At 51.7% G+C, this 25,046-nt stretch carries 27 protein-coding genes and 12 tRNA genes; 34 read left to right on the top strand and 5 right to left on the bottom strand.

Annotated features, from left to right (window positions below; translation table 11 throughout):
- Positions 1-153: 153 nt before the first annotated feature.
- The 8 genes from CLV36_RS15850 to CLV36_RS15815 all read left to right on the top strand — a co-directional run bounded on the left by CLV36_RS15850 (position 154) and on the right by CLV36_RS15815 (position 6,616).
- Positions 154-450, top strand: a complete 297-nt coding sequence (locus CLV36_RS15850) for a CopG family ribbon-helix-helix protein (RefSeq protein ID WP_035952874.1) — start codon at positions 154-156, stop codon at positions 448-450.
- A gap of 5 nt (positions 451-455) precedes the next feature.
- A complete protein-coding gene (locus CLV36_RS15845) occupies positions 456-806 on the top strand; it encodes a type II toxin-antitoxin system PemK/MazF family toxin (RefSeq protein WP_054095634.1) in 351 nt (116 codons plus the stop codon).
- Positions 807-1,009: 203 nt separating this feature from the next.
- Positions 1,010-2,014: a PP2C family protein-serine/threonine phosphatase gene (locus CLV36_RS15840; RefSeq protein WP_106343306.1), complete on the top strand. Its 1,005-nt coding sequence runs from the start codon at positions 1,010-1,012 to the stop codon at positions 2,012-2,014.
- 22 nt (positions 2,015-2,036) lie between these two features.
- The gene (locus tag CLV36_RS15835) at positions 2,037-2,372 is read left to right on the top strand and encodes an STAS domain-containing protein (protein ID WP_022738669.1); all 336 of its coding nucleotides are present in this window, start codon (positions 2,037-2,039) and stop codon (positions 2,370-2,372) included.
- Positions 2,369-2,854, top strand: a complete 486-nt coding sequence (rsbW, locus tag CLV36_RS15830; RefSeq protein ID WP_106343305.1) for an anti-sigma B factor RsbW — start codon at positions 2,369-2,371, stop codon at positions 2,852-2,854. Before CLV36_RS15835 ends, rsbW begins: the two co-directional genes overlap by 4 nt.
- The gene (gene sigB, locus CLV36_RS15825; protein ID WP_054095636.1) at positions 2,820-3,605 is read left to right on the top strand and encodes an RNA polymerase sigma factor SigB; all 786 of its coding nucleotides are present in this window, start codon (positions 2,820-2,822) and stop codon (positions 3,603-3,605) included. Before rsbW ends, sigB begins: the two co-directional genes overlap by 35 nt.
- A 345-nt stretch (positions 3,606-3,950) precedes the next feature.
- Positions 3,951-6,116, top strand: coding sequence for a Tex family protein (locus CLV36_RS15820; protein WP_106343304.1), 2,166 nt, complete (start codon positions 3,951-3,953; stop codon positions 6,114-6,116).
- A gap of 116 nt (positions 6,117-6,232) precedes the next feature.
- Positions 6,233-6,616: a hypothetical protein gene (locus CLV36_RS15815; RefSeq protein WP_106343303.1), complete on the top strand. Its 384-nt coding sequence runs from the start codon at positions 6,233-6,235 to the stop codon at positions 6,614-6,616.
- Positions 6,617-6,699: 83 nt separating this feature from the next.
- Here CLV36_RS15815 and cmpA read toward each other — a convergent pair whose 3' ends face one another.
- The gene (gene cmpA, locus CLV36_RS15810; RefSeq protein WP_102991366.1) at positions 6,700-6,822 is read right to left on the bottom strand and encodes a cortex morphogenetic protein CmpA; all 123 of its coding nucleotides are present in this window, start codon (positions 6,820-6,822) and stop codon (positions 6,700-6,702) included.
- A 74-nt stretch (positions 6,823-6,896) separates the two neighbouring features.
- Between cmpA and CLV36_RS15805 the strand changes: the two genes are divergently transcribed.
- From CLV36_RS15805 to CLV36_RS15795, 3 genes are read left to right on the top strand one after another with little or no spacing between them, the layout of a single operon-like run.
- Positions 6,897-7,394, top strand: a complete 498-nt coding sequence (locus CLV36_RS15805) for a SprT family protein (protein ID WP_181353112.1) — start codon at positions 6,897-6,899, stop codon at positions 7,392-7,394.
- Positions 7,381-7,938, top strand: coding sequence for a thioredoxin family protein (locus CLV36_RS15800; RefSeq protein WP_106343302.1), 558 nt, complete (start codon positions 7,381-7,383; stop codon positions 7,936-7,938). The genes CLV36_RS15805 and CLV36_RS15800 overlap by 14 nt, the downstream gene beginning before the upstream one ends.
- A 51-nt stretch (positions 7,939-7,989) precedes the next feature.
- Positions 7,990-8,892: an NAD(P)-dependent oxidoreductase gene (locus CLV36_RS15795; protein WP_106343301.1), complete on the top strand. Its 903-nt coding sequence runs from the start codon at positions 7,990-7,992 to the stop codon at positions 8,890-8,892.
- A 60-nt stretch (positions 8,893-8,952) separates the two neighbouring features.
- On the opposite strand, the gene CLV36_RS15790 is transcribed toward CLV36_RS15795, so the two are convergent.
- Positions 8,953-9,987, bottom strand: coding sequence for a ThiF family adenylyltransferase (locus CLV36_RS15790; protein WP_425436591.1), 1,035 nt, complete (start codon positions 9,985-9,987; stop codon positions 8,953-8,955).
- A 110-nt stretch (positions 9,988-10,097) separates the two neighbouring features.
- Here CLV36_RS15790 and CLV36_RS15785 point away from each other — a divergent pair, with 110 nt between their 5' ends.
- The 11 genes from CLV36_RS15785 to CLV36_RS15735 all read left to right on the top strand — a co-directional run bounded on the left by CLV36_RS15785 (position 10,098) and on the right by CLV36_RS15735 (position 12,999).
- Positions 10,098-10,421, top strand: a complete 324-nt coding sequence (locus CLV36_RS15785) for a hypothetical protein (RefSeq protein WP_102991369.1) — start codon at positions 10,098-10,100, stop codon at positions 10,419-10,421.
- Positions 10,422-10,640: 219 nt separating this feature from the next.
- On the top strand, positions 10,641-11,342 hold the full coding sequence (locus CLV36_RS15780) for a Bax inhibitor-1/YccA family protein (RefSeq protein WP_181353110.1): 702 nt from the start codon (positions 10,641-10,643) through the stop codon (positions 11,340-11,342).
- A 271-nt stretch (positions 11,343-11,613) separates the two neighbouring features.
- Positions 11,614-11,688: transfer RNA gene (locus CLV36_RS15775), tRNA-Asn, on the top strand.
- A 4-nt stretch (positions 11,689-11,692) separates the two neighbouring features.
- Positions 11,693-11,785: transfer RNA gene (locus tag CLV36_RS15770), tRNA-Ser, on the top strand.
- Positions 11,786-11,797: 12 nt separating this feature from the next.
- Positions 11,798-11,874, top strand: a tRNA-Glu gene (locus CLV36_RS15765).
- 4 nt (positions 11,875-11,878) lie between these two features.
- Positions 11,879-11,954 (top strand) — tRNA-Val (locus tag CLV36_RS15760).
- An 8-nt stretch (positions 11,955-11,962) separates the two neighbouring features.
- A tRNA-Asp gene (locus CLV36_RS15755) sits at positions 11,963-12,039 on the top strand.
- Between the two features lie 9 nt (positions 12,040-12,048).
- Positions 12,049-12,124, top strand: a tRNA-His gene (locus CLV36_RS15750).
- A gap of 3 nt (positions 12,125-12,127) precedes the next feature.
- A tRNA-Gln gene (locus CLV36_RS15745) sits at positions 12,128-12,202 on the top strand.
- Positions 12,203-12,212: 10 nt separating this feature from the next.
- Positions 12,213-12,288: transfer RNA gene (locus tag CLV36_RS15740), tRNA-Lys, on the top strand.
- 216 nt (positions 12,289-12,504) lie between these two features.
- Positions 12,505-12,999, top strand: coding sequence for an SgrR family transcriptional regulator (locus CLV36_RS15735; protein ID WP_181353109.1), 495 nt, complete (start codon positions 12,505-12,507; stop codon positions 12,997-12,999).
- Positions 13,000-13,094: 95 nt separating this feature from the next.
- Here CLV36_RS15735 and CLV36_RS15730 read toward each other — a convergent pair whose 3' ends face one another.
- Complete coding sequence (locus tag CLV36_RS15730; protein WP_106343299.1) at positions 13,095-14,075, bottom strand: glycerophosphodiester phosphodiesterase family protein; 981 nt, start codon at positions 14,073-14,075, stop codon at positions 13,095-13,097.
- A 227-nt stretch (positions 14,076-14,302) separates the two neighbouring features.
- Positions 14,303-15,976 (bottom strand): glycosyl hydrolase family 18 protein, encoded by a 1,674-nt coding sequence (locus CLV36_RS15725; protein WP_106343298.1) that lies wholly within the window; start codon positions 15,974-15,976, stop codon positions 14,303-14,305.
- A gap of 374 nt (positions 15,977-16,350) precedes the next feature.
- On the opposite strand from CLV36_RS15725, the gene CLV36_RS15720 reads away from it, so the two are divergent.
- The 11 genes from CLV36_RS15720 (at position 16,351) to CLV36_RS15670 (ending at position 22,304) form a co-directional block, all read left to right on the top strand.
- Positions 16,351-16,434: transfer RNA gene (locus CLV36_RS15720), tRNA-Leu, on the top strand.
- 13 nt (positions 16,435-16,447) lie between these two features.
- Positions 16,448-16,533 (top strand) — tRNA-Leu (locus tag CLV36_RS15715).
- Positions 16,534-16,557: 24 nt separating this feature from the next.
- A tRNA-Pro gene (locus CLV36_RS15710) sits at positions 16,558-16,634 on the top strand.
- A gap of 28 nt (positions 16,635-16,662) precedes the next feature.
- Positions 16,663-16,733 (top strand) — tRNA-Gly (locus tag CLV36_RS15705).
- 209 nt (positions 16,734-16,942) lie between these two features.
- Complete coding sequence (gene tsaE, locus CLV36_RS15700) at positions 16,943-17,401, top strand: tRNA (adenosine(37)-N6)-threonylcarbamoyltransferase complex ATPase subunit type 1 TsaE (RefSeq protein WP_102991373.1); 459 nt, start codon at positions 16,943-16,945, stop codon at positions 17,399-17,401.
- The gene (gene tsaB / locus CLV36_RS15695) at positions 17,398-18,123 is read left to right on the top strand and encodes a tRNA (adenosine(37)-N6)-threonylcarbamoyltransferase complex dimerization subunit type 1 TsaB (protein ID WP_106343297.1); all 726 of its coding nucleotides are present in this window, start codon (positions 17,398-17,400) and stop codon (positions 18,121-18,123) included. Before tsaE ends, tsaB begins: the two co-directional genes overlap by 4 nt.
- The gene (gene rimI / locus CLV36_RS15690; RefSeq protein WP_106343296.1) at positions 18,116-18,616 is read left to right on the top strand and encodes a ribosomal protein S18-alanine N-acetyltransferase; all 501 of its coding nucleotides are present in this window, start codon (positions 18,116-18,118) and stop codon (positions 18,614-18,616) included. Before tsaB ends, rimI begins: the two co-directional genes overlap by 8 nt.
- Positions 18,585-19,598 (top strand): tRNA (adenosine(37)-N6)-threonylcarbamoyltransferase complex transferase subunit TsaD, encoded by a 1,014-nt coding sequence (gene tsaD / locus CLV36_RS15685; RefSeq protein WP_106343317.1) that lies wholly within the window; start codon positions 18,585-18,587, stop codon positions 19,596-19,598. The genes rimI and tsaD overlap by 32 nt, the downstream gene beginning before the upstream one ends.
- Before the next feature lie 258 nt (positions 19,599-19,856).
- The gene (gene pxpB, locus CLV36_RS15680) at positions 19,857-20,609 is read left to right on the top strand and encodes a 5-oxoprolinase subunit PxpB (RefSeq protein ID WP_106343295.1); all 753 of its coding nucleotides are present in this window, start codon (positions 19,857-19,859) and stop codon (positions 20,607-20,609) included.
- Positions 20,575-21,363, top strand: a complete 789-nt coding sequence (locus tag CLV36_RS15675; protein ID WP_106343294.1) for a LamB/YcsF family protein — start codon at positions 20,575-20,577, stop codon at positions 21,361-21,363. The genes pxpB and CLV36_RS15675 overlap by 35 nt, the downstream gene beginning before the upstream one ends.
- Complete coding sequence (locus tag CLV36_RS15670) at positions 21,360-22,304, top strand: 5-oxoprolinase subunit C family protein (RefSeq protein WP_106343293.1); 945 nt, start codon at positions 21,360-21,362, stop codon at positions 22,302-22,304. Before CLV36_RS15675 ends, CLV36_RS15670 begins: the two co-directional genes overlap by 4 nt.
- Before the next feature lie 54 nt (positions 22,305-22,358).
- Here the strand turns inward: CLV36_RS15670 and CLV36_RS15665 are convergent, their stop codons facing one another.
- Positions 22,359-24,278, bottom strand: a complete 1,920-nt coding sequence (locus CLV36_RS15665; protein WP_245888391.1) for an ABC-F family ATP-binding cassette domain-containing protein — start codon at positions 24,276-24,278, stop codon at positions 22,359-22,361.
- A 157-nt stretch (positions 24,279-24,435) separates the two neighbouring features.
- On the opposite strand from CLV36_RS15665, the gene CLV36_RS15660 reads away from it, so the two are divergent.
- Complete coding sequence (locus CLV36_RS15660) at positions 24,436-25,011, top strand: 5-formyltetrahydrofolate cyclo-ligase (protein ID WP_181353108.1); 576 nt, start codon at positions 24,436-24,438, stop codon at positions 25,009-25,011.
- Positions 25,012-25,046: the final 35 nt, after the last annotated feature.

Here is a 25,046-nt window from a genome sequence, read left to right as displayed (position 1 = left end):
CAATTGAAAGGGAAGGAATTTAAACGGACGGCACGAATACATTTAACTATGCCTGTTGAATCCTTCTCTATCGCGCTTATATAGCTTATTAATAAGTATATTTTTGCAACATCCACGACATAATGGTAGTATTGATGGGAAATGCTTACGGTGATGATTGGTTGGGGGTGCTTCATTTTGTCCGGAACAAAGAGAATTATGATCAGCCTGCCAACAAATTTGCTTCAAGAAGTAGATGGTATGGTGGCGAGGGATAATTCCAATCGCAGCGAATTTATTCGTCAGGCGATGAAAATGTATCTCCAAGAGCGGAAAAAACGTCTCATCCGCGAAATGATGCAAAGAGGCTATATGGAAATGGCTCGCATCAATCTCAACATCGCTTCTGAAGCATTTGTAGCGGAAGAAGAGGCTGAAGATACTTTGGATCGATTAGTTAGCGGGGTGTAATTGATTTGATTGTTAAGCGTGGCGATGTCTATTTCGCAGATCTTTCCCCTGTGGTCGGATCCGAACAGGGTGGGGTTCGACCTGTCTTAGTGATACAAAATGATATTGGGAACCGATTTAGCCCCACCGTTATCGTCGCCGCGATTACAGCCCAAATCCAAAAAGCCAAGTTACCTACGCATGTAGAAATCGATGCCAAAGCGTACGGATTTGATCGTGACTCGGTCATTTTGCTCGAACAAATTCGGACCATCGATAAACAGAGATTGACAGATAAGATCACCCATCTTGATGATGAGATGATGAATCGAGTCAATGAAGCGTTGATGATTAGCTTGGGTATGATTGATTTTTGATGGAGATTGGAGAATGGTGAATGGGCCATTCTCTTTTTTTGTTGAACTTGTTTAATTCTGTTCCCTTCTGTGATATTTTAAATTTAAAATGTAAAATGAGGATGGCCTTTCTATGCCTTCCTCATAGAAAGGCGATATGTTGCCGTATTGCTTTCGAATATTGGAGCAATTTAAGCGCAGGCTCCAGCAAGGAGAACTAACACATGGATATTCATCTAAAAAAACTATATGAGAAGCTGCTCGCTTCCTATATGACCGAGCCTAAGGAAGACCATCTTTACAGCGCGCAACAGCTAAGCAAATGGTTTATAGAAAAACGCGTTTCGCCGGAAGAAGTGATTAATGTCCATATTGGATCGGTCAAGCGAATGGTACCGGAGCTGCCCAGAGAAGTGAAAGCCACGTTGGAGATGCTGTTGGAAGTCATGGTGGGGTACGGTGTCGCTTATCAGGAACGGGAACAGCTGATGAGCCGGCAACGCGAGTTGGAAGATGAGATCGAAGTTGCAGCGGGTCTGCAACAAACGCTACTACCCGAGGCCACCCCTTCGCTTCCTGGTGTGGACATCGGGGTGATTAGTGTGGCGTCCAAGCAGATGAGCGGAGATTACTACAATTTTGTCGACCATGGGATGCAACAGTTGGGAGTGGGCATTGCCGATATTGTCGGGAAAGGGATTCCCGCGGCTTTGTGTATGTCGATGATTAAGTACACAATGGACCGGCTGGATGCCAAATCCCTTTCCCCGGGGGAGATTTTGCGCGACTTAAACACAATTGTGGAACGCAATGTTTTGCCAAGCATGTTTATCACGATGATCTACGGGGTATATGATTCGTTGAACCACCAGTTTCGTTATGCAACGGCTGGTCATGAGCCCGGGCTGATTTATTCCGCCAGGGAAGATTGCTTCACCAGTTTGGAGACCAAAGGAATGGTTCTGGGTGTGTTGCGGGACAATGAATATCCCGAGTACGTGGCCGACTTGGAGCCGAACGATGCGATTATCCTGTTCACCGACGGAGTGACGGAGGCAAGGGTCGACGGCAAGTTCATCGAAAGGGAAACGATCAAAAGCATGATTCGTGATCATATACACCTGCCCGCCCAACAAGCGGTGGAAGCTATTCATCAGAAATTATACGAAATGACTAACTATATAATGAGAGACGATCAAACCATTTTGATGATCAAGCGCGTCGGCTGATCGAGGCAGGAGGGGAAGAGCAATGAATTTGAGCGTTCAAGAAAAAATAGAGAACGAAAAAGAGATCACCTATGTGGTTTCAGGGGAAATTGATGTGTATACCGCGCCCAAACTACGGGAAAAACTGTTACCGCGCTGTCAAGGCGGAACCACGATTACGATCGACTTTACTGATGTGGAATATATCGATAGCACGGGTCTGAGTGTGTTGATCGGTGCATATAAGGCGCAGGGTCAAACGGGTGGCAAACTGATTTTGAAAGGCATGAACGCGCGGCTGCAACGCATTTTCCGCATCACCAACCTGAACGTAATTATGCTCAATGAAGAAAAAGTGCAGGAGGATGGCCGACAATGAGTGGTAAACCCTTAGATTTGGTGAATTTGACAATTCCTGCGAAGCCGGACTATGTGGGCATAGCCCGGTTGGCTGTCTCTGGAATTGCCAATCGCATGGGTTTCTCATATGACGATATCGAAGATCTGAAATTGGCAGTTTCCGAAGCGTGTACCAATGCCGTGGATCATGCTTATTGCGGCGGCGATGGGGAGATCGAGGTCAGTTGCAATATTTTCTCCAACCGGTTGGAAATCGAAGTGGTTGACCGTGGAAACAGCTTTAATATCGAAGAGATTGAAAAGCGTACTGGGCCGATCGAAGTCGGGCCAACCATGAACGCGCTTCGCGAAAGAGGGTTGGGCGTCTTTCTGATGCGATCTTTGATGGATCATGTGGATATCAAAGGGGACAATGGCGTAATTGTGACGATGACCAAGTATATCCGAAAGGGCGTGGTGGAGTCACATGTCAAGTCGTCCACATCCTTCACTAACCGATGAACAGGTGTATAACCTGATAGCAAGATTCCAAGAGGATGGGGATGCAGAGGCTCAAACGATTTTAGTCGCGCATTACCGTGATCTAGTGGAAACATTGGCCTTTAAGTTCGCCCATGGATCAGAGCCGTACGAAGATCTCGTTCAGGTCGGAATGATCGGGCTGATCGCTTCATTGAAGCGCTTTGATTCCGATTATGGCCGGAGTTTCGAAAGCTTTGCCGTGCCGACGATCGTGGGTGAAATCAAGCGCCATATCCGGGACAAGACATGGAGTGTGCATGTTCCACGGCGCATCAAGGAGTTGGGGCCGCGCATCAAGGCGGCGGTCGAAGAATTAACGACACAATTGCAACGTTCCCCCCGGGTGCAGGAGATTGCGGAATATCTCGGCGTCTCAGAAGAAGAGGTGTTGGAGACGATGGAGATGGGGCGGAGTTACAACGCCGTTTCCGTCGATAGCCCGATTGAAGCCGCCAATGATGGCAGCCAAATCACCCTGCTCGATCTGGTGGGTACAGAAGATGGCGGATATGAACAAATTGACCGCAAGATGTTGTTGGACAAAATCTTTGCTGTGCTGACTGAAAGGGAACAAGAGATCCTGCGTCTCACCTTTTTTGAGAATCTCAGCCAAAAACAGGTGGGGGATCAACTGGGAATTTCTCAAATGCATGTTTCGCGCCTGCAACGAAGGGCGTTGGCGAAGTTGCGGCAAGCGATTCGCATGGAGCCGTCGGAAGTGATTGGATAATAGGGGTAGGTGTGTCGGATCGTGAGCTACAGGCGATTCGGCACACCTTTTGTTTTATCTGCTCCCCATCAACGAGGGTGTATCTGGTGAGCCAAGTTGGTAGGGAAGAAGCGGCGGAAAATCTTTTCTCGAGGAACGCCTAGTAACGCGTAAAGCGGATGAGAAAAGGGTTTTGGAGCCGATTGCCTATTTATCAGACACGCTCTAGCCAAGTGGAGCAGAGTAAATGTCAAACCTTTCACATAAAATTCTCCGTCACGGTGCCAGAATTTCGTTATCTTTATATATTGGGGAATCATTTTCCTCGTGAGGTTGTTGTGATGGTTGAGGAAAGAAGGGTTGAATATGGATCAGCAACAGATGTTTCAACTGATCGCTACCGAAACGGCTGTCAAGCCGACGCAGGTGAAAGCGGCAGTTGAATTGATTGAAGAAGGCAACACCATCCCCTTTATCGCGCGCTATCGCAAAGAGCGCACAGGGGAACTGGATGAAGAGCAATTGCGGGCAATTGAAGAACGCTACCATTATCTCACCCAATTGAACCAACGCAAAGAAGAAGTGATTCGGCTCATTGACGAACAAGGGAAACTAACGGATGAGCTGACGCAAAAAATCATGCAGTCAACCAAATTGCAAGAGGTGGAGGACTTATATCTTCCTTTCCGCCCCAAACGGAAGACCCGGGCGTCCATTGCCCGTGAAAAAGGATTGGAGCCGTTGGCGCGCTTGATGGCGGAGTCCTCTCAGGCAGAGCCCGTTCAAGCGGCGGCCGCTTCGTACGTGGATGCGGAGAAGGGTGTGGACTCAGCTGACGCCGCGTTGCAAGGTGCCATGGATATCTTGGCAGAAGAGCTTTCTGAAGACGCGGATATCCGCAAATGGGTGCGTGAATATACTTGGAAACACGGCATGTTGGTGTCCAAGGCTAAAGACGCGGAAGCTCGCACCGTTTATGAAATGTATTACGATTATAGTGAGCCTGTACATAAAATGCCGCCGCATCGGATTTTGGCGGTGAACCGCGGGGAGCGGGAAGAAGTCCTCAAAGTAAAGATTGAAGTGGATGAGGAGAAGATTTTCCTGCGATTGGCCAAGTGGTTTGCCGTTCCAGCCCACGCATACTTGACCCAAGTGGTGCAAGATAGCTACAAACGCCTGATTGCGCCTTCCATCGAACGGGAAGTGCGGGCGCAGATGACAGAGCAGGCGGAGGAACAGGCGATCCGTATTTTCTCCGAGAATTTGCGTCCATTGCTGTTGCAACCGCCGGTTCGGGGCAAAATGGTGCTGGGCGTCGATCCGGCATACCGCACGGGTTGTAAATGGGCGGTGGTGGATGATACGGGAAAAATGTTGGAAGTGGGTGTGATCTACCCGACGCCGCCCCAGAACAAAGTTGCTGAGGCCAAAGCGGAAGTGCTTGCTCTCTTGGATAAATATCCGATCGATATCATCGCGATTGGTAACGGTACCGCTTCCCGTGAAACCGAAGCTTTTATTGCCGATGTGATCAAAGAGGCAAAACGGCCGGTGTATTATATTATCGTCAATGAAGCGGGTGCCAGTGTTTACTCTGCTTCTAAAATCGCGAAAGAGGAATTCCCTGATCTGGACGCGGCTCGCCGAAGCGCGGTATCGATTGCCCGGCGCCTGCAAGATCCATTGGCTGAATTGGTTAAGATCGATCCGAAATCGGTGGGTGTCGGCCAATATCAGCATGATGTGTCACAGAAACGCTTGAGTGAAAGCTTGACACACGTGGTGGAATCTGCGGTGAACTACGTCGGGGTAGATGTAAACACGGCTTCCCCGTCATTGTTGTCTTATGTGTCAGGAATCAGCGGCACCGTGGCCAAAAACATTGTGAAGCGGCGGGAAGAAGTGGGACGTTTTACTAAGCGGACTGATCTGAAAGAGGTACCACGCCTTGGAGCGAAGACGTATGAACAGAGTATCGGCTTTATGCGGATTCATGATGGTGAGAATCCTTTAGACCAAACGCCGATTCATCCGGAGTCTTATGCAGTGGTGGGACGCTTGTTCTCCGAATTAGGTTTGGAGTTGGATCAAATCGGCAGTGATGCTTGCAAGGAGCGTCTTAAACAAGTGGATGTAGAGAGCATGGCCGAGCGGTTGGCATGCGGCGTGCCAACATTGAAGGATATTATCGAAGCGCTCTTGCGTCCAGGCCGCGACCCACGGGATGAACTGCCCAAACCGCTTCTGCGATCTGATGTGTTGAAGCTGGAAGACTTGCATGTGGGGATGCAGCTACAGGGAACCGTTCGTAATGTGGTCGATTTCGGCGCCTTTGTGGACATTGGCTTGAAGAATGATGGGTTGGTTCACATTTCCCGTTTAAGCGAACGGTTTGTCAAGAATCCGATGGATGTGGTGACTGTCGGGGATATTGTTGACGTGTGGGTGTACAATGTGGATGTGGAGCGAGAACGGGTCGGGCTCAGCATGATCCCGGTCAAACCTGAAAACGACAACGAAGAAAAATGATACCGGAAAAAGCTACCGATGTGCCTGATGCACCGGTAGCTTTTTTGTCATGGGGTAGACTAAGGGCACCATTGCCCAGATGGGGAATGCAAATCTTGACAAAAGGTGGGTTGGTGATGCGTTTAAGTTTTGTTCCTGTTCGCGCCTTTGCGGCCGCGTTGGTGATCATCCTTAGCCTATTTCCTTTCGGTGCTGTTGCTGAAGCGCGCGTTACGCATTCGTTGCGGTTGGATGCGGGTACCCCTTCCGTTTGGAGCGGGTGGGAATCCCTTCCTGCAGGGGACCTTCGCGTATCGATTCACAATGAGGGGCCGGGTCCGGTGACTTTTTATGTCTTTATACACTGTGACCATTTGCAATGCCCCACGCTGGTGAATGGCCAAGTGAATGCGGGAGAGCGAGTGCGGATAGATGTGGCGCACCCAGCCGGAAAGTATATGTTTAAACTGGATAACGATTCGCAGTCGGCTTCGCGCGCGATAGGCGTCTTCAGTCAATGAGAAAGCCGTGTCCCCCATGACTTCCCCCAGCCTTTCAGGTAAGCTGGAGGAGGGCTTCGCCTTTTGGCCCGTCCCGCAGATTATCAACTAATCCGTTTTCCTTGATTACACCGGTAGTGGAACCAGCAGTGGTTCAACCATTGGATGAGCCGGCGGTCTTTCATGGAAAAGGCATGCATCAGTTGTTTGATCAACCAGCTGGGCATTCCTTCTTCCTCCCTTGACGAAAATAACGGATAGGGTAATGTATGTTGAAAACGAGCGGTTTGTGTCAGGAGAGATGGCATTGACGGATTCGGAATTGCAGGCCTGGGTGGAATCTCTATCATTGGCCTGCTTCGGCAAACCTTTTTTGCATGAAGCCCGGTTTAATCCGCGTTTGAAAACCACCGGCGGGCGTTATCATCTGGGGGATCACCGGATTGAAATGAATCCCAAGCATTTGATTCATGGGCGAGAGGTTTTTGGTAAAATTGTTTTGCATGAATTGTGCCACTACCACTTGCATCTGGAGGGAAAAGGATACCGGCATCGCGATCGTGACTTCAAGCAGTTGCTTGCTGCGGTTGGCGGCCTGAGATATGCTCCAAGGCTACCAGGACAGACGAAGCCGAAGTATATGGTACATTGCCTTGCGTGCGGCCGTCGTGCCTTCCGACAACGCCAGATGCAAGTGGATCGGTATCGTTGCGCCCAGTGCGGCGGCAGATTGAAGCTGGAACACGTGGTAGCAGAACAGTTAAACAAAGGAGATGGATGCCTTGATGACACTGAATGACTGGTTTGCGAAAGGCATGACATTTGACACATATGTGGACAGCATGCAGGTGAATCGTGACGAGTTGCTGTCTTTGTATGAGCAAGTCACCCTCACTGAAGAGGAAGTAGCGGCATTGGCCAAAAAACGAACCGAACCCTGGCGGGTGATCGTGCTGACTGCCGACTGGTGCGGGGACGCCCTCTTATGCGTGCCTATTGTGAAACGGATCGCCGAAAGCGCGGGAATGGAGATGCGTTTCTTGATTCGCGACGAGAATCTGGAATTGATGGATCAGTATTTGACCAATGGTACATCGCGGTCGATTCCCATTTTCATCTTCATTGACGAAGCAGGGAAAGAGCGGGCAGTGTGGGGACCGCGCTCCCCTGAAGTGCAGGCGATGGTTGACCACATGCGTAGCGGATTGCCACCCAAGGATGACCCGCGCTTTGAAGCGGAGCAACGCGCAATGTACAAAGGGTTTCGCGAACGCTTGCTCAGTGACCGCAGTTTGTGGCAATCGGTGGTTAACAGTGTGCTTGGCCGGTTGAGCGAAGCGTGAGCGGGGCTTGCCAGCCGCATCCGTAGCGTTTGAAGAGGAAGGGGCAGGAGAATGGAAGGACTGAAAATCGGATTTATCGGCTTGGGGATCATGGGGAAATCGATGGCGCGCAATTTGCACCGAGCAGGTTTCGAAGTAACTGTTTGGAACCGGACAGCCGCCAAGATGGCCGAGGCTAAGGCCGAATGGGGCGCCCACCTCGCTGTTTCGCCCAAGGATGTGGCGGTGCGAAGTGATGTAGTGATCACCATGGTTGGCGATACCCCAGATGTGCGAGAAGTGGTGACCGGTGAAGAAGGGGTTTTGGCCGGCGCACGGCCAGGGACGGTTTTGATTGATATGAGCACCATTTCGCCCGAGGCGACGCGTGAGTTGGCGGAATTAGCGGCCGAAAAAGGTGTGGCCATGTTAGATGCGCCTGTCAGTGGCGGAGATGTAGGAGCGCGCAATGGCACGCTTTCGATCATGGTCGGGGGAGAAGAAGAAGTGCTGGAGAAGGTACGCCCGGTCTTGGAAGCGATGGGCAAGACGATTGTCCACTGCGGTCCGATTGGCGCCGGCCAGACAGTGAAGGCGTGCAATCAGATATTGTGCGGACTAAACTTGCTGGGCATGGTAGAGGCGTTGGCCTTTGCCAAGAAAAGCGGTGTGGACCTAGAGAAAATGATTCAAGTAACTTCGCAAGGGGCGGGTGGTTCATGGGCCCTCGCCAACTATGGGCCGCGTGTAGTCAAAGGAGATCTAGATCCAGGCTTTTCTGTGCGTTTCCAACAAAAAGATTTGCGGATTGTGCTCGCTGAAGCGGAGCGGATGGAACTTCCGTTGTTGGGAACGGCCACCGTGCAACAATTGTTGCGTGCTGTGCAAGCACACGGCGGTAACGAGGATGGCACGCAAGCGTTGGTTCGGGTGATGGAACAATTGGGGAATGTGGAGATCACGCCAAAGCAATAGTGCGCTTTTTAGCCGATGGTGAACAACAAGGCTCCGGGTATTCCGGAGCCTTAGTGTTATTTAAAAACCGATATATTTGGCAACCAAGTTTTTAGCCAAAGCGGTGTCGGTGGTGCCTTGTACGAGGATGCGTCCATCCGGGAACACGGCTAGGCGGTGTTGTTCATCGATCTGTACCCGTAGCATAAAGGGATTGCGTTCCGTTTCCCCGACATGGCGTAGGCGCTCAGTCAAGCTGTCCAAATCCAACTTCACTTGACCCAAGGAGATTTGAACGGATTGGCGTCCGCACATGGAGATTTCTTGCGCCTCTTTTTCCACCGGATCGAGATAATCCCATTGTCGCTTGGCACAACAGGGGCATTGGTCGTTTTTTTGCGCAGACACCTGAAGTGCCTGGGCTTGATTGTGCCACAAATCGATGTGACGCATCCGCGTTTCCAAGACTTCCTCTGCCCCACATAGTAGCTTTAGGGCTTCTGTCGCTTGGTAAGCGGCGATGACATGGATGATTGGGCCGATCACCCCGGCCGTGTCGCATGTTTCTGTGGTGCCGGGTGCGGGGGCATCCGGAAACAAACAGCGCAAGCAGGGGGTCACCCCAGGACGAATCGTGTAACTCATGCCGCGCGCACTCACGGCACCGCCATAAATCCAAGGGACGCCATGCTTGACACTAAAATCGTTCACCAGATAGCGTACCTGGAAGTTATCTGAGCCGTCCAAGATCAGATCGACTCCGGATAACAATGACTCTGCGTTTTTCCATGTCAGATCAGTGACGTGGGCTTCCAGAGTCAGCGTGGAGTTAATCGCCCGCAATTTGCGTTCGGCGGCGACGGCTTTGGGCATGAAGTTTTGGGCATCTGCTTCGTCAAACAGCATTTGCCGTTGCAGATTGCTCTCTTCAACGAAGTCGCGGTCAATCAGGCGCAACATGCCCACTCCGGCGCGAGCCATATGGTTGGCCAAGGCTGTGCCCAGAGCCCCTAAGCCGACAATCGCTACCCGGGCCTGGCCCAACTTTTCTTGGCCGCTCGGACCGATGGGGGCGAACAACATTTGGCGCGAATAACGGTTCATGTCTATGTTCATCAGTGAGTACGCCTCCTTCAACCCAAATTATAGCGGATTTTGAAAGCTGGCGGATGTGGAATGAATTTCTGGCTTGTGGGGAAGGGTTAAAGGATGAGGAGGTAGGGCAAATGGAAAAAAAGACGTACTACGTGACTGTTGACATCGGGCCGCGAGCGGGCGAGATTCGGGAAACTCTCGATGTGAACGACCCCAATTACGATTTTGAAATTGAAGCGACACCGGAAGAGATTAATCGTTTGGAGCAGATGTTCAACCAGGTGGAAGACACCGATTTTTCTACATTCGTGTTGGCACATATCCCATTTTTGGATAATGAACGGAAAGAAAATGTGACCGAAGACAAACAAATTGAGAAGATCTACCGCACCATTTATGAATTGGGGACGCCGGAAACCAAAGAGCGGATGCGGAGCGCCGGGTTAGTGCGTTGAGATCTAGGAGGCCGGTTGTAAGCGGATATCAGCAACTTTTGAAACTACTTATAAACAAAAGATCGAAAATTAGCATTGAAAGCGGTTACAACTGCTTTGTCTAAGCGGATTCCCCTTCGCAAGCGAACATACTTTTTGATATACTTAGGCTGTGCATGCTTCTGGTTTTGGAAGTTGGGCACAAAAAATAAAAAAAGTATGTTCGGAGGGAACGTACCGATGAATCAAACGCAGTTTAACAACGGTGCAGGTAGCGCCGTCGCCTCGCGGACAAACACAATGCTACCTCGCGTGTTTTTGTTGATGTTCATGGGTTTGACCATGACCGCTATCATCGCGTATGTATTGGGAACAAATCAAAATGTGGTTCAAGCACTCCTGCAAAACTCGGGGATCTTCTGGGGTATCTGGATCGTGCAATTGGTGTTGGTCTTCGGATTGTCGGCCTTGATCAACCGCATCCCCGCCTTTGTGGCCAACATCGCCTTTTTCGTGTATGCAGCGGTAACTGGAGTCAGCTTTTCGGTCCTGATGGTGTTTTTCAGCTTAGATAGCATCGCCGGGGCGTTTTTCATCGCCGCGGGCATGTTTGGCATCAGCGCATTGGTTGGTTATACCACGAAGATGGACCTATCCAAGATTGGCTTTTTGGCGCTAATGTTGGTGTTGGGCCTGATTTTGGCATCGCTGGTCAACATCTTCTTCCTGAAGAGCAGCATGATCGAATTGATCATCTCTTATGCTATGGTGATCTTGTTCACGATTGTCACTGCATTTGATATGCAGACCATCAAGCACATGAGCGAGATGGACATGGACGAAGAAAACGTAAACAAGTATGCGATCTATGGCGCGTTGATGTTGTACATCGACTTCATCATGATCTTCAGAAACTTGCTTACCATTTTGAACGATGATTAATATGCGGCCCCCTGCAAGCCCTTGTAGGGGGAGTTTTTGTATGGCAAAAAGGATTCCACTCGTAGGGGCACTATGCCAATTAAAGCATAAAATTTTTTAAAGAACTTTGGTGCAAAAGCTCTTGACTCCGGTTGTTCTCCATGTTAAATTATTAATTGTCACTGCTCCCTGATGCAGTGGAAACAGAGAAAAACAAAGAACCATAAAAAGTTCTTGCAAATTGAAATCAAATGCGATATAATAAATCACGTCGCTGATAATTTTAAAATATTCCTCAGTAGCTCAATGGCAGAGCAACCGGCTGTTAACCGGTAGGTTGTAGGTTCGAGTCCTACCTGAGGAGCCAACGCGGAGAGATACTCAAGAGGCCGAAGAGGACGGTTTGCTAAACCGTTAGGGGGCTACTAAGCCCCGCGAGGGTTCGAATCCCTCTCTCTCCGCCATTTATATGCCTTGGCCCGTTGGTGAAGCGGTTTAACACACTAGCCTTTCACGCTAGCATGCAGGGGTTCGAATCCCCTACGGGTCACCAATATGGACGCTTAGCTCAGCTGGGAGAGCATCTGCCTTACAAGCAGAGGGTCGGCGGTTCGATCCCGTCAGCGTCCACCATATTTTATGGAGCTGTGGTGTAGAGGCCTAACATGCCTGCCTGTCACGCAGGAGATCGCGGGTTCGAATCCCGTCAGCTCCGCCATCTTTCTTGGCGGCCGTGGCGAAGTGGTTAACGCACCGGATTGTGGCTCCGGCATTCGAGGGTTCGATTCCCTCCGGTCGCCCCACTTTGGGGGATAGCCAAGCGGTAAGGCAACGGACTTTGACTCCGTCATGCGTAGGTTCGATCCCTACTCCCCCAGCCATTTTTTTTGCGAGCCATTAGCTCAGTTGGTAGAGCACCTGACTTTTAATCAGGGTGTCGAAGGTTCGAGTCCTTCATGGCTCACCACAACACATTGTGCAGTTGGGCATGACTGCATGCAGACAGGGGTTCAAAATGGGAACGCCTTTTTTTATGCCCATCAACGCCTTATTGTCGGGTTGCGCCGACAGTGGGGCGTTTTTTTTGAATAGATCCTTTGGTGTGCCGAGTCTTTATGCGTAGGTCATAACGATCAGTGTTGCATCATCCACTGTCGAATGGTAGGGATTGCGGGGTGATTTTGTGAAAACGGCGGAGCATTATTTGGAATTGAGGTATCGGCTACGGAATGTGGCCAATCATTGCTCCATCTATGTCAGTTTGGATGAATTGGCGTCCATTCTCTATTGTTCTACACGAAATGTAAAACGCATCCTTAGCAATATGCAAGAAGACGGGCTGATCTATTGGAAGCCGGGGGGCGGTCGTGGGCACCGGTCCAAACTGCTGTTCAGGTGTTCGTTGGAAGAAGCGCTAACCACCCATATTGATGCTTTGTTGCATCGGGGAGCATTCAAAGAAGCGATTCGTTGGCTTAAACGGGAAGGCATTCCCGCCCGGGTGCGGGAGCGTTGTTATCGTGAAGTGTTAGCGGCGCTGAGCTTTCCACGCATCCATGTTAGGGAGGTAGAAGGACTGGACCGAACATGGCCATCTGGCATTGCGCCGGCGATGGTTTCCACGAATACGGGAAGGTGGCTGTTTGTGGATGGTCGCGACGGCGATAATAGAAAATAAAAGAAACGAGAAAGCCCGGCAGACCAGCGCCGGGCTTTTTGTGCCTAATTTCCTTCAGATACCCAGCTCCCCTGGACAACGTGATGGTGGAAAGATCACTGCGTCCGCCGCTGGATGAGAGGGGCGATGCGGTCGATGCGGTTGGTCCAGATGCCACCTGCGTAGTTTTCTGGCAAATGGTTGAGGTCTTCGGCGGTGTCAAAACCGGCGGAAAAACCACCACCATCCCGGACGAGAATGGTTCGTGTGCCCGCCTCGTTCATCCGGGCTAAGAAACGGTGGGGCCAACCCCACAACCATGACGCGGCGTAATCGGGAATATGGAGTTGCGTGTGTTTGCATGCGTCTGGTACGATACCGGTCCAACCGATGGCCATGTAAGGAAGCAGACACTTTTTCAGTGAGGCTTTGGACATGGTGCGCAGATGGGGAAGTTGCCGTTCTAGAGCGGCAATGGGTTCATCCCCGCCATATACGGTGATCCGGGACAAGCGGTCAGCGGGCAAGGCGGCGAGCCGACGGGCTAGCTGAGTTCCTTCCGCAGGGTCGTTGCTCTTCACATGAATCAGCAACTCCTGCTTGGGAAACGCAGCTAGCACTTCGTCAAGCGAAGGCATTAGCCCCACTCCTTTGCCGCGGAATGGAAACGTTTTGCCGCCGTCAGCGGTGTATCCGTAACCGATATCCAACTTCTTCAGTTCAGACAGAGTATAATCACGCGTCACACCGGTAGCATTTGTCCGGCAATCGAGTGTCCAGTCATGAAAAACAGCAAACTGGCCATCTTTGGTGGGGTGAACATCCAATTCCACCATATCGGCCCCGGCCGCAAACGCCGCTCGCATGGATGGGAGCGTATTTTCGAGGTAGGGGTGTTCAGGTGGATGAATTCGCTCCGCTGTGCAAGTGTCATTGGTCAGCCCCGTCATGTCGAATGTTTGCCCAAGTCCCCGGTGCGCCAGCAACATGGGTTTTTGAGCGGGTGGGTTGGTGAAGAGCGAGCTGTTGTTGAAATATACGAAAACGATCAAGCCCAGCACCACCCAGAATCGCTTTTTCTTGAATAGTCGCTTCATCTTTGGTAGCCCTCCATTTCACGGTAATCTATTAAATGGAGCAATATGATTGCGGTGTGGAATGAATGTTTTCACTTCCCATTTTACTGGCGGAGGGGGAAAGAAAAAGGGAATTTCAGACGTTCTATGTCCCCGTTTTTGCGCGCTAGAGGCCTAGGGGAGCGACATCAGGGTGGAGGGGACAAAAAAGCGGCTGTTCTACGTCCAGCCGCCTAGTTGTTATTTATTTATTTTAAGTCGTTGTACAATTTGTTGAGTAGTGTTTGGTTGCGGTCACTTGACAACTCCCAGAACATGGCACCAGCCAAGCCTTTGGATTTGAGATAAGCGGTTTTGTGGCCGAAGGATTCCGCATCATCATAGGAAATGAACACTTTGTTGGTCGGATTGTACAGATAGGGCACTTTGGAGACCGAATTCCAGTAGCGGGTGTAACCGTTTTTATTGATATAGTTGTTTTCTAGGTCAGAGAAGTCCAACACGCCATTTTCCCATGTTCCTTGGGAAGGGCCATTACAGGTTTGGAATTGGCCGTTGTTGGTAGCAGGGCAATCTTTCCAACCGCGCCCGTAGAATGGCATGCCCAGCACCAATTTGGAGGCGGGAACGCCTTTATTCAGGAAGCCGTTTACAGCAGCGTCAATGTTGTAAGTGTCACGCTTTGGATGGGGATCACTGGGGTCCACATAGAGCGGAGCATTATGTCCGTTGGCGTTTTCCCATGCGCCCCGGAAATCATAGGTCATGATGTTGATCCAATCAACATAGTTTTTCACTTTGTCCATTTCAGTATTGTCGTTGTAGTAGCTGGGGCTGGCGCCTGCAGCGATGGTCAAAAGATAATGTTTGCCGTCAGCTTGTCCGGCCGCGTCCAGTTTTTCCCGCACTTTTGCAAGGAGCAAGGTGAAGTTTTGCTTATCCTCGGGACGTCCGGGATTTAAACCGCCGCCCACGGGGTACTCCCAGTCAAGATCCACGCCGTCAAAACCGTATTGTCTGATGAAACGAACCGCGCTATCGGCGAAACGGGTGCGCGATGCGTCAGTGAGGGCTGCATCGGAGAAGCCGCCGGACCAAGTCCAACCGCCAACGGAAATCAATGTTTTCAAGTGGGGATATTTTTGCTTCAACTTAGTCAATTGATTGAAATTGCCGCGCTTACAGCCGGGATCCCAACAATCGCCGGGGAACGCTTTATCCGTGTCGGCGTAAGTGTCTCCAACGACGATTTCGCCGTTGGCGATGTTAGCAAAGGCGTAATTGAGGTGTGTGATTTTAGAAGCGTCGATATCCGCTACTTGATAGTTTCGTGCATAGGTGGACCAACTGGTATAGTAGGCTACGATCTTGTGTGAGCTGGGGTTGGGATTTGGATTGGTGCCGTTTGCTTTGGTTTTCACCGTCACTGCGTTGCTCGAATCGGATACGTTGCCGGCTTTGTCTTTGGCTTTGACTGTATAGGTGTAAGCGGTGTCCGCGGTTAAACCGGTATCGGTGTAAGTGGTGGCGGTGGCAGTGCCCGCTTTGGTGTTGCCGCGGTAAATCTCATATTGGGTTACACCGACATTGTCAGTGGAAGCGTTCCAAGAGAGGGAGATGGAGGATGCCGTTTGAGCGGTTGAGACGAGATTGGACGGTGCAGTGGGCCGTTGTGTATCATCTCCAGCGCCATCAGTCAACTTCCACAGCGCGGGGGCGTTGGGAGGCTCCCAACCAGCAAGGGAAGTATGGGATTGTAGGCATTGGTAAACGCTTCCTTGATAAGTCACAACATCGCCTACTTTATAAGCGGTGTTCGGTTGCCATTCACTGGCCGCAAAGGCCCCTGGCGGCACAAGGGCAACGAGCAGCAACAGAACCATGGCGATACAAAGGAATTTGCTTGCTGATCTTCTTCTCATGATGTCACTCCTTTGGTTGTGAGATGGGCAGGGTGGATTGTGATGACCATTGCAAAGGATATAGATGACTGATTGTATAGACAACTATACGTGATTCGATTTTTATTATATAATCTTCTAATTATTTAATCAATAATAATGTGTGCTTCTCATTTTTGCATTTAAAAATAAGACTGATAACGGAACTTGTACACAGAGTCATACGAAGCAAGAACCGCTGGTTTTTCACGAAAGACAGCATTCTTCCTAATCAGGATAAAGACATAATATTCGATCTTAAAAAACCTGTTGACTTTGTGCACTATCCATGTTAAATTTATTCTTGTCGATTGAGAGCGACATTGTTTGTAGGCTTAAATAAACCTATTTTGTGAGCGGGTGTGGCGGAATTGGCAGACGCACTAGATTTAGGTTCTAGCGCCTCTGGCGTGGGGGTTCAAGTCCCTCCACCCGCACCATGGACTTACACATGCGGTCGTGGTGGAACTGGCAGACACGCTATCTTGAGGGGGTAGTGGTCCCTGACCGTGCGAGTTCGAGTCTCGCCGACCGCACCATTTTCACCATTTTCATTATAATTTCGGGGTGTGGCTCAGCTTGGTAGAGCGCCTCGTTCGGGACGAGGAGGTCGCAGGTTCAAATCCTGTCACCCCGACCAAGTCAATTGAAACAGCACGATAGTGTACGCGGGTGTAGTTCAGTGGTAGAACATCGGCCTTCCAAGCCGAATGCGAGGGTTCGATTCCCTTCACCCGCTCTAAAGAATGAACGAGGGACCGTGGCATAAGCTGCGGTCCTTTGTTTATTGCATAGTTGACCATCATGGTGGGAAAAGCTGTGAACAGATCGAAGGATGCGGGCAAAGTGAGATGTTTGGTAAACTGTGTGTGAGTGTGTTGCCGTTGATAGTCGGCTTTCTTCTAATAGAAAGGTTGGGAGAGCCAATTTCTGAAGTTGGGTGATCGTATGGAAAAGGTATGCGTACTGACCACGAAATCGGAACAAATGACCCGAGCGCTGGCGGTTCGGCTGGCCGGATTGCTCCGCGCCGGTGATGTTTTGGCTTTGGAAGGGGACTTGGGCGCTGGAAAAACGGCGTTTGCCAAAGGGATCGCCGAAGGACTCGCTGTACAGGAAGAGGTAGACAGCCCCACCTTCACGATCATTAAAGAGTATGAAGGCACGCTTCCGCTTTATCATATGGATGTGTACCGGTTGGATGGCGTGGAAGAAATAGGGCTGGACGATTATTTTTACGGCGACGGCGTGTGTGTGGTCGAATGGGCTTCACGCGTGGAGCCTTGGTTGCCGGAAGAGACGCTGTGGCTCAACTTCTCCGTGCGTGGCGATGGATCGAGGGAAATTGCTTGCTACTCCAGCCATGCGCGGTGGGAATCGGTTTGTAAGGAGTTGGGTGTTGAATGAAGTTATTGGCGATGGACACATCCACGTTGGTGTTGGGTGTGGCCGTTTACGACGCGGAATCGGATCGGGTGTTGGGCGAAGTGATGACCAATCTGCATAAGAACCATTCGGTGCGCTTGATGCCTGCGGTGGATCGGTTGCTTGCCGATCTGGAGCTGTCGATTGAGGAGGTTGGTGCGTTGGCGGTCACCGCCGGACCAGGCTCCTATACGGGAATTCGCATAGGCGTGACGACGGCGAAGACGATGGCTTGGGTTCGCCAGTTGCCGCTGTACAGCGAATCGAGCTTGACGGTGCTAGCGATGAATGGATTGAACTACCCCGGTCTGGTGGTGCCGATGTTTGATGCGCGGAGGCAACGGGCATACACGGGCGTGTACCGTGGGCAACGGGGAGTGCCGACCGAAGTTTTGCCCCAGCAAGTGATGGAAGTGAGCGCGTTGCTGGAATGGTTGCGGGAGCGAGAAGAACCGGTTCTGTTTTTGGGGGATGACGTGACCAAGTTTCGTGAAAGCATCCAAGAGGCACTGGGTGACCGAGCCGTGTGGGGCAATGCTGCGGATCACATTCCGCGTGCTGCGCAATTGGCGTGGCTGTGCGGCCAGAAGTGGAAGGCGCACCAACCGCCAGAGCACGCCGATTTTACGCCGAATTATTTGCAAATCACCGAAGCGGAAGCTAATTGGTTGAAAAAGAGGGGAAAGGCAGAGTCGAATGAGTGAGAAACGTGAGGAGGCCGTCACTTTCCGGCCGATGGAGTTGTTGGATTTGACGCGCATCGCTGAAGTGGAAAGCCTCTCCTTTCCCACCCCTTGGCCCAGAAAAGCATTTTATAATGAGCTGGTGCTCAACCAGTTCGCCCACTACACGGTGGTGTGTGTCGCCGGGGAGATTGTGGGTTATTGCGGGTTTTGGCTGATTTTGGATGAAGCGCACATCACCAATGTGGCCATCCATCCAGATTACCGTGGGCAGGGATTGGGAAAACGACTGTTGCTTCATGTGATGCAGTTGGCGCGGGAGCTGGGGGCCACTTCCATGACATTGGAAGTGCGGGTTTCCAACCATGTAGCCCAGGCGCTGTATGAACAGTTGGGTTTTGTCCGCTCAGGAGTGAGAAAAGCGTATTACACCGATAATAAAGAAGATGCCATAATCATGTGGGTGACATTGCATGAACAAGATGAACAACCAACTTCTCATATTGGGAATTGAAACGAGCTGTGACGAAACATCGGCTGCGGTGGTTCGCGGAGGAACCGAATGCCTGTCCAATGTGATTTCGTCGCAGATGGATGTACACAAGAAATTTGGCGGGGTCGTGCCGGAAGTGGCTTCGCGTCGGCATGTTGAGCGCATCACCTTGATCATTCAGAAGGCCTTGGAAGAGGCGAAGGTGAAGATGGAGGAAATTGATGCGATTGCGGTGACGCAGGGCCCCGGATTGGTGGGTGCTTTGCTCATCGGTGTGACTGCGGCCAAAGCCCTAGCGTATGCTACTGGGAAGCCACTGGTGCCGGTTCACCACATTGCAGGGCACATTTACGCCAACCATTTGGTGGAACCACTCACCTTTCCGCTGGTTGCCCTTGTTGTATCGGGCGGGCATACGGAACTGATCCACATGGATCGTCACAACCATTTCCGCCGTCTGGGCAAAACCCGAGATGACGCCGTTGGGGAAGCTTTTGACAAAGTGGCTCGCCTCATGAAGTTGCCGTATCCGGGAGGCCCGCAGATTGACCGATTAGCGGCGCAAGGGGAGCCCACCTACGATTTGCCGCGGGCTTGGCTGGAGCCGGGGTCGTTTGATTTTAGCTTCAGCGGGTTGAAATCGGCGGTGATGAATTTGATGCACAATGCTAGCCAACGCGGAGAAGAGATTCGGTATGTTGATTTGGCGGCCAGTTTTCAGGAGGCGGCGCTAGACGTGTTGGTGGAGAAATCGATTCGCGCCGTAAAGGAAACCGGCGTAGATCAACTGGTGTTGGCTGGTGGGGTGTCGGCGAACAGCGCCTTGCGCATTCGCCTTTTAGAACGATGCAAAGAAGAGGGCATCCGGCTGGCGATCCCGCCGTTGGAGTTGTGCACGGACAACGCGGCGATGATTGCCGTGGCGGGAACATATCAGTTTTTGGACGGCGAACTAGCTGATTTGGAGCTTAATGCGGATGCCAATTTGCCATTAATAAAATAAACGCAAGGTAAGGGATGAGAAGAGTTACTGCTGGGGAGGGCGGTAACTCTTTTTGTGTATAAATTGTGGATGAATTTGTGGATAACCAGTCGTTTGCGCACTTCTTGTGATTAAGTTGTGAATAACTTGTGAATGATTGCGGAAATTTCGCTCGCATGACCTGTTGGAAGTTCTTTGAGCTGAATGATTCATTTGTCAAGTAAGTTAGTGTATTATAAATAGAAAGAATATAACAATGATTTGGAATAGGAGACATCCATGATGCATGTGCGCTTGCTGGGTGATCAAGGGTTGCTATTTGAGCTGGATGGGGAAGGCGCCCGCCAACACCATGAGCAACTGGTCTTCCTGTGCGAAATGTTGGAGCGGCAGAGACCTCCGGGGATCGTGGAATGGATTCCCGGTTTTGCCGGGGTAGCGGTGGTGTATGATCCTGTGCGCACCTCAGCCAAGGCGGTGGAGAGATGGATGAGGCGTCAGGCTGTTAAGTGGCGTCCTGACAAGGAGAAGGTTGCCCGGCGGGTGGTGGAGATTCCTGTAGCTTATGGCGGAGAATGGGGGCCGGATCTGGCTGATGTGGCCAGGTTGAATCACCTGAGTGAGGACGAGGTGATCCGGCTCCACACGGCGCCAACCTATTGGGTGCAGATGATCGGGTTTGTACCGGGATTTGCATACTTGGGAGGCATGTCTGCCCGCATTGCTACACCGCGGTTGGCTACGCCCAGACCCCGCATCGAGGCGGGAGCGGTCGGAATCGCTGGAAGGCAGACCGGGATTTATCCGCTGGCGACTCCCGGGGGTTGGCGAATCATCGGTCGGACCCCCTTGCCGCTTTTTCAACCGAACAGTGCCGCTCCCAGTCTGCTGAACATGGGGGACTACCTCCGCTTCCGACCTTGTGGGCTGGAGGAATTCTGTGCGCTTCAAGCGGCTAGCCAAACTGGGAACCCGCCGGTAAAGGTGACTTGGGAGCATGGAGGGGGGATGTCCGGTGAAGGGGAGCATTGATATAAATGTTGACTTGGGAGAGGGTTTTGGACGGTATCGGCTGGGGGAGGATGAGGCTTTGTTGTCGTGGGTCACGTCTGCCAATATTGCCTGTGGATACCATGCAGGTGATCCGCAAGTCATGGGGCGGGCAGTTGTGCTAGCCAAAACGCACAAAGTGGCGGTGGGGGCGCATCCAGGGTTGCCTGACTTGCTTGGTTTTGGGCGGCGGGAGATGAATGTGAGTGCTTCGGATGTCTATCACATGACTGTGTACCAAGTGGGCGCGTTATTGGCATTCACTCGCGCGCATCAGGTTCGTTTGCATCATGTGAAGCCGCATGGAGCACTGTACAACATGGCGGAGCGAGATCCAGCATTGGCGGAGGCATTGGCGCAGGCGGTTGTTGACATTGATCCTACTCTGGTCTTGTATGCTTTGGCAGGGGGCTTGTTGGCGAAAGCTGGACGGGAGCAAGGGCTGACTGTTGCCGAAGAAGTGTTTGCCGACCGCACTTACCAAGCCGATGGGAAATTGACGCCCCGCACCAATCCGCAGGCGGTGATCACTGACCCTGCGGAAGCCGTGGCACAGGTTCTCACCATGATAAAGGAAGGGGTGGTGGAGACGCTAGATGGCGGCAAACACCCGATCAACGCGGACACGGTTTGCTTGCATGGGGATCATCCACACGCGCCCGCATTGGCCCAGGCGTTGCGCCGACGGTTGCAAGCGGAGGGCATCATTGTCAAGCCGGTGGGGGAAGTCCGATGATCCGCGTGCTGTCCCCCGGGTTGCTGACAACGGTGCAAGACCTTGGACGCCCAGGATTTCAGCGGTTTGGGGTGAGTGTCGGCGGGGCGCTAGATGCGGTGGCTCTTCAGCTAGGGAATATTCTGGTCGGGAACCCACCGGAAGCGGCGGGATTGGAAGTGACGCTACAAGGCCCGGTGCTTGAGGCGGAAACCGATCTTTTGATCGCTATCACTGGTGCTGATCTAGGGGCGCGACTCGCGGGTAAGCCAGTGCCGTTGTGGAAGAGTTTGTGGTGGCGCAAGGGAGAGCAGTTAACAGTGCGGGGGAAACCCTTTGGTGCGCGCGCATATTTGTCAGTGGCTGGGGGAGTGGATGTGCCAAGCCTATTGGGCAGCCGATCCACTTATCTCACCGCCGGAATGGGGGGATGGCGGGGACGCCCTCTGCGCCGGGGCGATCGATTGCCAATCGGCTCTTCCCGTGGCCAGGTGGCCACAGAAGGACGCCTGTTGCCCCCTTCGTGCCGGCCTGTTTACCGGCAAGGCGCTCCGATCAGGGTTATCCTAGGCCCGCATCAAGATGCATTCACAACGGAGGCCTTGGAGGCATTTTTCAATACCCCCTATACGGTGACGCCACAAATGAATCGGATGGGGGTTAAGTTGGACGGTGTTCCCTTGACCCATGTGAAAGGCGCAGACATCTTGTCTGGCGCGGTGACCTGCGGTTCCATTCAAGTGCCCGCCGACGGTCAGCCCATCCTTTTATTGGCCGAACGGCAAACCACGGGGGGATATGCACAGATCGCTACGGTGAGCACTGTCGATCTCCCTCAGATTGCCCAAGCGTTACCGGGTGACCGTTTGCGCTTTCAAGCCGTCACCTTGGACGAAGCGCAACGATGCCTGCGGAGACAAAGGCAATTTCTGCGTTTACTCCGGGTGCATGTAGGGTTATAAACAATGGAGCGGATGTCACTTTGACACCCGCTCCTATCAATCGGGAATTGGCGATTACTCCGCCCATTCCGCCCATTCATCGGTCTTTTGTTCCAAGTCCGCTTCCAGCGAACGCAATTCATTTTGTAAAGAGGCGCTCTGCTCCGGATCGCTGAACACTTCCGGCTTGCACAGCTCGTTGTGAATGGCGGCGATTCTGTTTTCCAGTTGTGCGATCTCTTTCTCCAACTGGTCGATCATTTGTTGCCGTTTCTTCCGTTGGCGTTTTTCTTCTTTCTCGCGTTGGCGGTAAGCCTCCGCTTGTTTGGCCTTTGCATCGTCATCCGCTTTGGTGGCAGGCTGTTCTTTTTTCTCTAATGCTTCTAACGCCTTTTTTTCAAGATAGCGTTCATAGTCTCCCACATAATCTTTCATCCCGTCTGGGGTCAATTCCCAGATCCTCGTCGCTAGGCGATTGATGAAGTACCGGTCGTGGGAGACGAACAACAGGGTGCCCGGATAATCTTCCAACGCTTCTTCTAACCGTTCTTTGCTTACCATGTCCAAGTGGTTGGTCGGCTCGTCCATCAGCAGGAAATTGGCTTGGTTTAAAAGGCGTTTGCATAGGGAAAGACGGGCTTTTTCGCCGCCGCTTAACGCGCCCACTGGTTTAAACACATCATCACCGCTGAACAGAAATTGCCCTAGATAAGAGCGGATGGTGGTCTGATCCAAGTTGGGGTAATCATCCCACAGCTCGTCAATTACTTGCTTGTCGGGGTGCAACTCTTTCTGTTCCTGATCATAATAATCCAACTCCACTTGTACGCCCCATTTCAGGTTGCCCGCAAGGGGTTGAAGCTTGCCTGCGATCGTTTTCAAGAGGGTGGATTTGCCCATTCCGTTGGGTCCGAGCAAGGCGATGTGCTCACCGCGCTCGATCTGGAAAGAAAGCCCGCTCATTAGCGGTTGGTCGTAGCCGATGGCCAAATCGGTGGCCGCTAGGACTTCCTTGCCGCTTGTCACGGCGGTTTCAAAGCGGATGGCTGCTTCTCGGCGCTGGTCTGCGGGTCGCTCGAGCCGTTCGATCTTTTCCAACGCTTTGCGTCGGCTTTGCGCCCGCTTGGTGGTGGAGGCGCGGGCGATATTCTTTTGGATAAACTCCTCCATCTTTTTAATCTCGGCTTGTTGACTTTCATACCGTTTGAGATCTTGCAACCGTTTTTCCTCTTTTAATTGTACGTACTTGGTGTAATTGCCGACATAGCGGGTGAGGTGGTGATGTTCCAGCTCATAGATCACAGTGACCAACCGGTCGAGGAAATACCGGTCGTGTGAGACGATGAGGAGCGAACCGCTATAGTTGCTCAATGTTTGTTCCAGCCAAGTGACTGCCTGCATATCCAGGTAGTTGGTCGGCTCGTCCAAAATCAACAGATCTGGTTCTTCCAACAACATTTTAGCCAGAGCCAAGCGGGTTTTTTGCCCTCCGCTCAGTTCATTGACCTGAGTTCGCTTCCAATCGAAATCACCCAATCCCAATCCGTGCAAGGCTCCACGAATGCGGGCTTCAAACGCATAACCGCCTTTCTCTTCAAAGGTTTCTTGTAATTTGGTGTAACGTTCGGTGATTTTTTGGTAAAGGCCAGCGTCGGAGTAAACCTGTTCTAGGCCCATTTCGTGTTCGAGGGCGCGCATTTGCTTCTCCAGATCCAACAGATCGGCAAAGACGGATAAAAGCTCGTTCCAGATGGTTTCCTCTGAGGAGAAGCCGGTGTTTTGCGCAAGATAGCCCAAGCGCGTTTTTTTGGACACCTGGATTTCCCCGTGATCGGGGGCGGTTTCACCGATGATGATTTTGAGCAAAGTGGATTTGCCCGCGCCGTTGGGTCCGATCAGCCCAATCCGTTCATGCTCGTTCACCTGTATGTGGACATCCTCGAGCACCGTGGTTCCGCCGTAAGATTTATGAATATGTTTTGCTTGCAATAGCATGATGTCACCTCGTTCATTCATTCACTTCCCAGTGTAATAAAGACGCGGAACGAGAGCAAACGAGCTCGCTGGCGGAAGTGGGAGCGTCAGATAACAAGAAAAAATGTTTTCTGGTAAAATAATGAGGATTAACATAAAATTGAAGGATGAAGCTCTCATGTCCAACAAAGAAACGTTGCGCAAGCGACAACTGGAGCGCAGGAACCAGCTTGCTCCCGAATATATGAAAGAAAGTTCAGAACGCATCTGCCAGCGTTTGATCGATCATCCCGTGTTTCAACAGTCTACCATGATTGGTTTTTACATGCCATTTCGAAATGAAGTGGATGTGCAGATGGCGATGGAAACCGCGCTTCAGCAAGGCAAACGAGTGGCCTTGCCGAAAGTGATCAGGGAAACCCGCCGGATGAGTTGGTATGAAGTCAGCAGTTTGCAGGAGTGTGTAGCAGGGGCTTACGGCATTTTTGAGCCGCCGGCAATTTTGGAACGGCAGGTAGCAGACACAAGGCTGGAAGCGGTGATTGTGCCTGGAGTCGCCTTTGATCTCGCCGGGTATCGGCTGGGTTATGGAGGGGGTTATTATGATCGGTTGTTCGAGCGGCAAGCCAAGGCTTGGCGCATCGGTGTCGCTTTTGAAGAGCAGATTGTGCCAACCGTTTATCCTGAACCTCATGATCAACCATTGCACCTGCTGATCAGTTCCGGGAGGGGGATGTCATTTGCGCGGGCCTGATCCGTTGTGGATGGAAAGCCCCGCCAAAATGGCGA

Source organism: Laceyella sediminis, from assembly GCF_003003125.1.
Lineage (GTDB): Bacteria > Bacillota > Bacilli > Thermoactinomycetales > Thermoactinomycetaceae > Laceyella > Laceyella tengchongensis.
This window is presented reverse-complemented; position numbering and strand designations above follow the sequence as displayed.

Excerpts from the sequence above, each read along its gene's own strand:
- rsbW (WP_106343305.1), top strand. The coding sequence starts at position 2,369 with ATGAGTGGTAAACCCTTAGATTTGGTGAATTTGACAATTCCTGCGAAG.
- CLV36_RS15835 (WP_022738669.1), top strand. The coding sequence starts at position 2,037 with ATGAATTTGAGCGTTCAAGAAAAAATAGAGAACGAAAAAGAGATCACC.
- CLV36_RS15850 (WP_035952874.1), top strand. The coding sequence starts at position 154 with ATGATTGGTTGGGGGTGCTTCATTTTGTCCGGAACAAAGAGAATTATG.
- CLV36_RS15785 (WP_102991369.1), top strand. The coding sequence starts at position 10,098 with ATGGAAAAAAAGACGTACTACGTGACTGTTGACATCGGGCCGCGAGCG.
- CLV36_RS15800 (WP_106343302.1), top strand. The coding sequence starts at position 7,381 with ATGACACTGAATGACTGGTTTGCGAAAGGCATGACATTTGACACATAT.
- rimI (WP_106343296.1), top strand. The coding sequence starts at position 18,116 with ATGAGTGAGAAACGTGAGGAGGCCGTCACTTTCCGGCCGATGGAGTTG.
- CLV36_RS15795 (WP_106343301.1), top strand. The coding sequence starts at position 7,990 with ATGGAAGGACTGAAAATCGGATTTATCGGCTTGGGGATCATGGGGAAA.
- sigB (WP_054095636.1), top strand. The coding sequence starts at position 2,820 with ATGTCAAGTCGTCCACATCCTTCACTAACCGATGAACAGGTGTATAAC.
- tsaB (WP_106343297.1), top strand. The coding sequence starts at position 17,398 with ATGAAGTTATTGGCGATGGACACATCCACGTTGGTGTTGGGTGTGGCC.
- CLV36_RS15675 (WP_106343294.1), top strand. The coding sequence starts at position 20,575 with ATGGAGGGGGGATGTCCGGTGAAGGGGAGCATTGATATAAATGTTGAC.
- CLV36_RS15840 (WP_106343306.1), top strand. The coding sequence starts at position 1,010 with ATGGATATTCATCTAAAAAAACTATATGAGAAGCTGCTCGCTTCCTAT.
- CLV36_RS15730 (WP_106343299.1), bottom strand. The coding sequence starts at position 14,075 with ATGAAGCGACTATTCAAGAAAAAGCGATTCTGGGTGGTGCTGGGCTTG.
- tsaE (WP_102991373.1), top strand. The coding sequence starts at position 16,943 with ATGGAAAAGGTATGCGTACTGACCACGAAATCGGAACAAATGACCCGA.
- CLV36_RS15670 (WP_106343293.1), top strand. The coding sequence starts at position 21,360 with ATGATCCGCGTGCTGTCCCCCGGGTTGCTGACAACGGTGCAAGACCTT.
- CLV36_RS15665 (WP_245888391.1), bottom strand. The coding sequence starts at position 24,278 with ATGCTATTGCAAGCAAAACATATTCATAAATCTTACGGCGGAACCACG.
- tsaD (WP_106343317.1), top strand. The coding sequence starts at position 18,585 with ATGAACAACCAACTTCTCATATTGGGAATTGAAACGAGCTGTGACGAA.
- CLV36_RS15805 (WP_181353112.1), top strand. The coding sequence starts at position 6,897 with ATGGCATTGACGGATTCGGAATTGCAGGCCTGGGTGGAATCTCTATCA.
- CLV36_RS15725 (WP_106343298.1), bottom strand. The coding sequence starts at position 15,976 with ATGAGAAGAAGATCAGCAAGCAAATTCCTTTGTATCGCCATGGTTCTG.
- cmpA (WP_102991366.1), bottom strand. The coding sequence starts at position 6,822 with ATGCCCAGCTGGTTGATCAAACAACTGATGCATGCCTTTTCCATGAAA.
- CLV36_RS15820 (WP_106343304.1), top strand. The coding sequence starts at position 3,951 with ATGGATCAGCAACAGATGTTTCAACTGATCGCTACCGAAACGGCTGTC.
- pxpB (WP_106343295.1), top strand. The coding sequence starts at position 19,857 with ATGATGCATGTGCGCTTGCTGGGTGATCAAGGGTTGCTATTTGAGCTG.
- CLV36_RS15660 (WP_181353108.1), top strand. The coding sequence starts at position 24,436 with ATGTCCAACAAAGAAACGTTGCGCAAGCGACAACTGGAGCGCAGGAAC.
- CLV36_RS15780 (WP_181353110.1), top strand. The coding sequence starts at position 10,641 with ATGAATCAAACGCAGTTTAACAACGGTGCAGGTAGCGCCGTCGCCTCG.
- CLV36_RS15790 (WP_425436591.1), bottom strand. The coding sequence starts at position 9,987 with ATGAACATAGACATGAACCGTTATTCGCGCCAAATGTTGTTCGCCCCC.
- CLV36_RS15815 (WP_106343303.1), top strand. The coding sequence starts at position 6,233 with ATGCGTTTAAGTTTTGTTCCTGTTCGCGCCTTTGCGGCCGCGTTGGTG.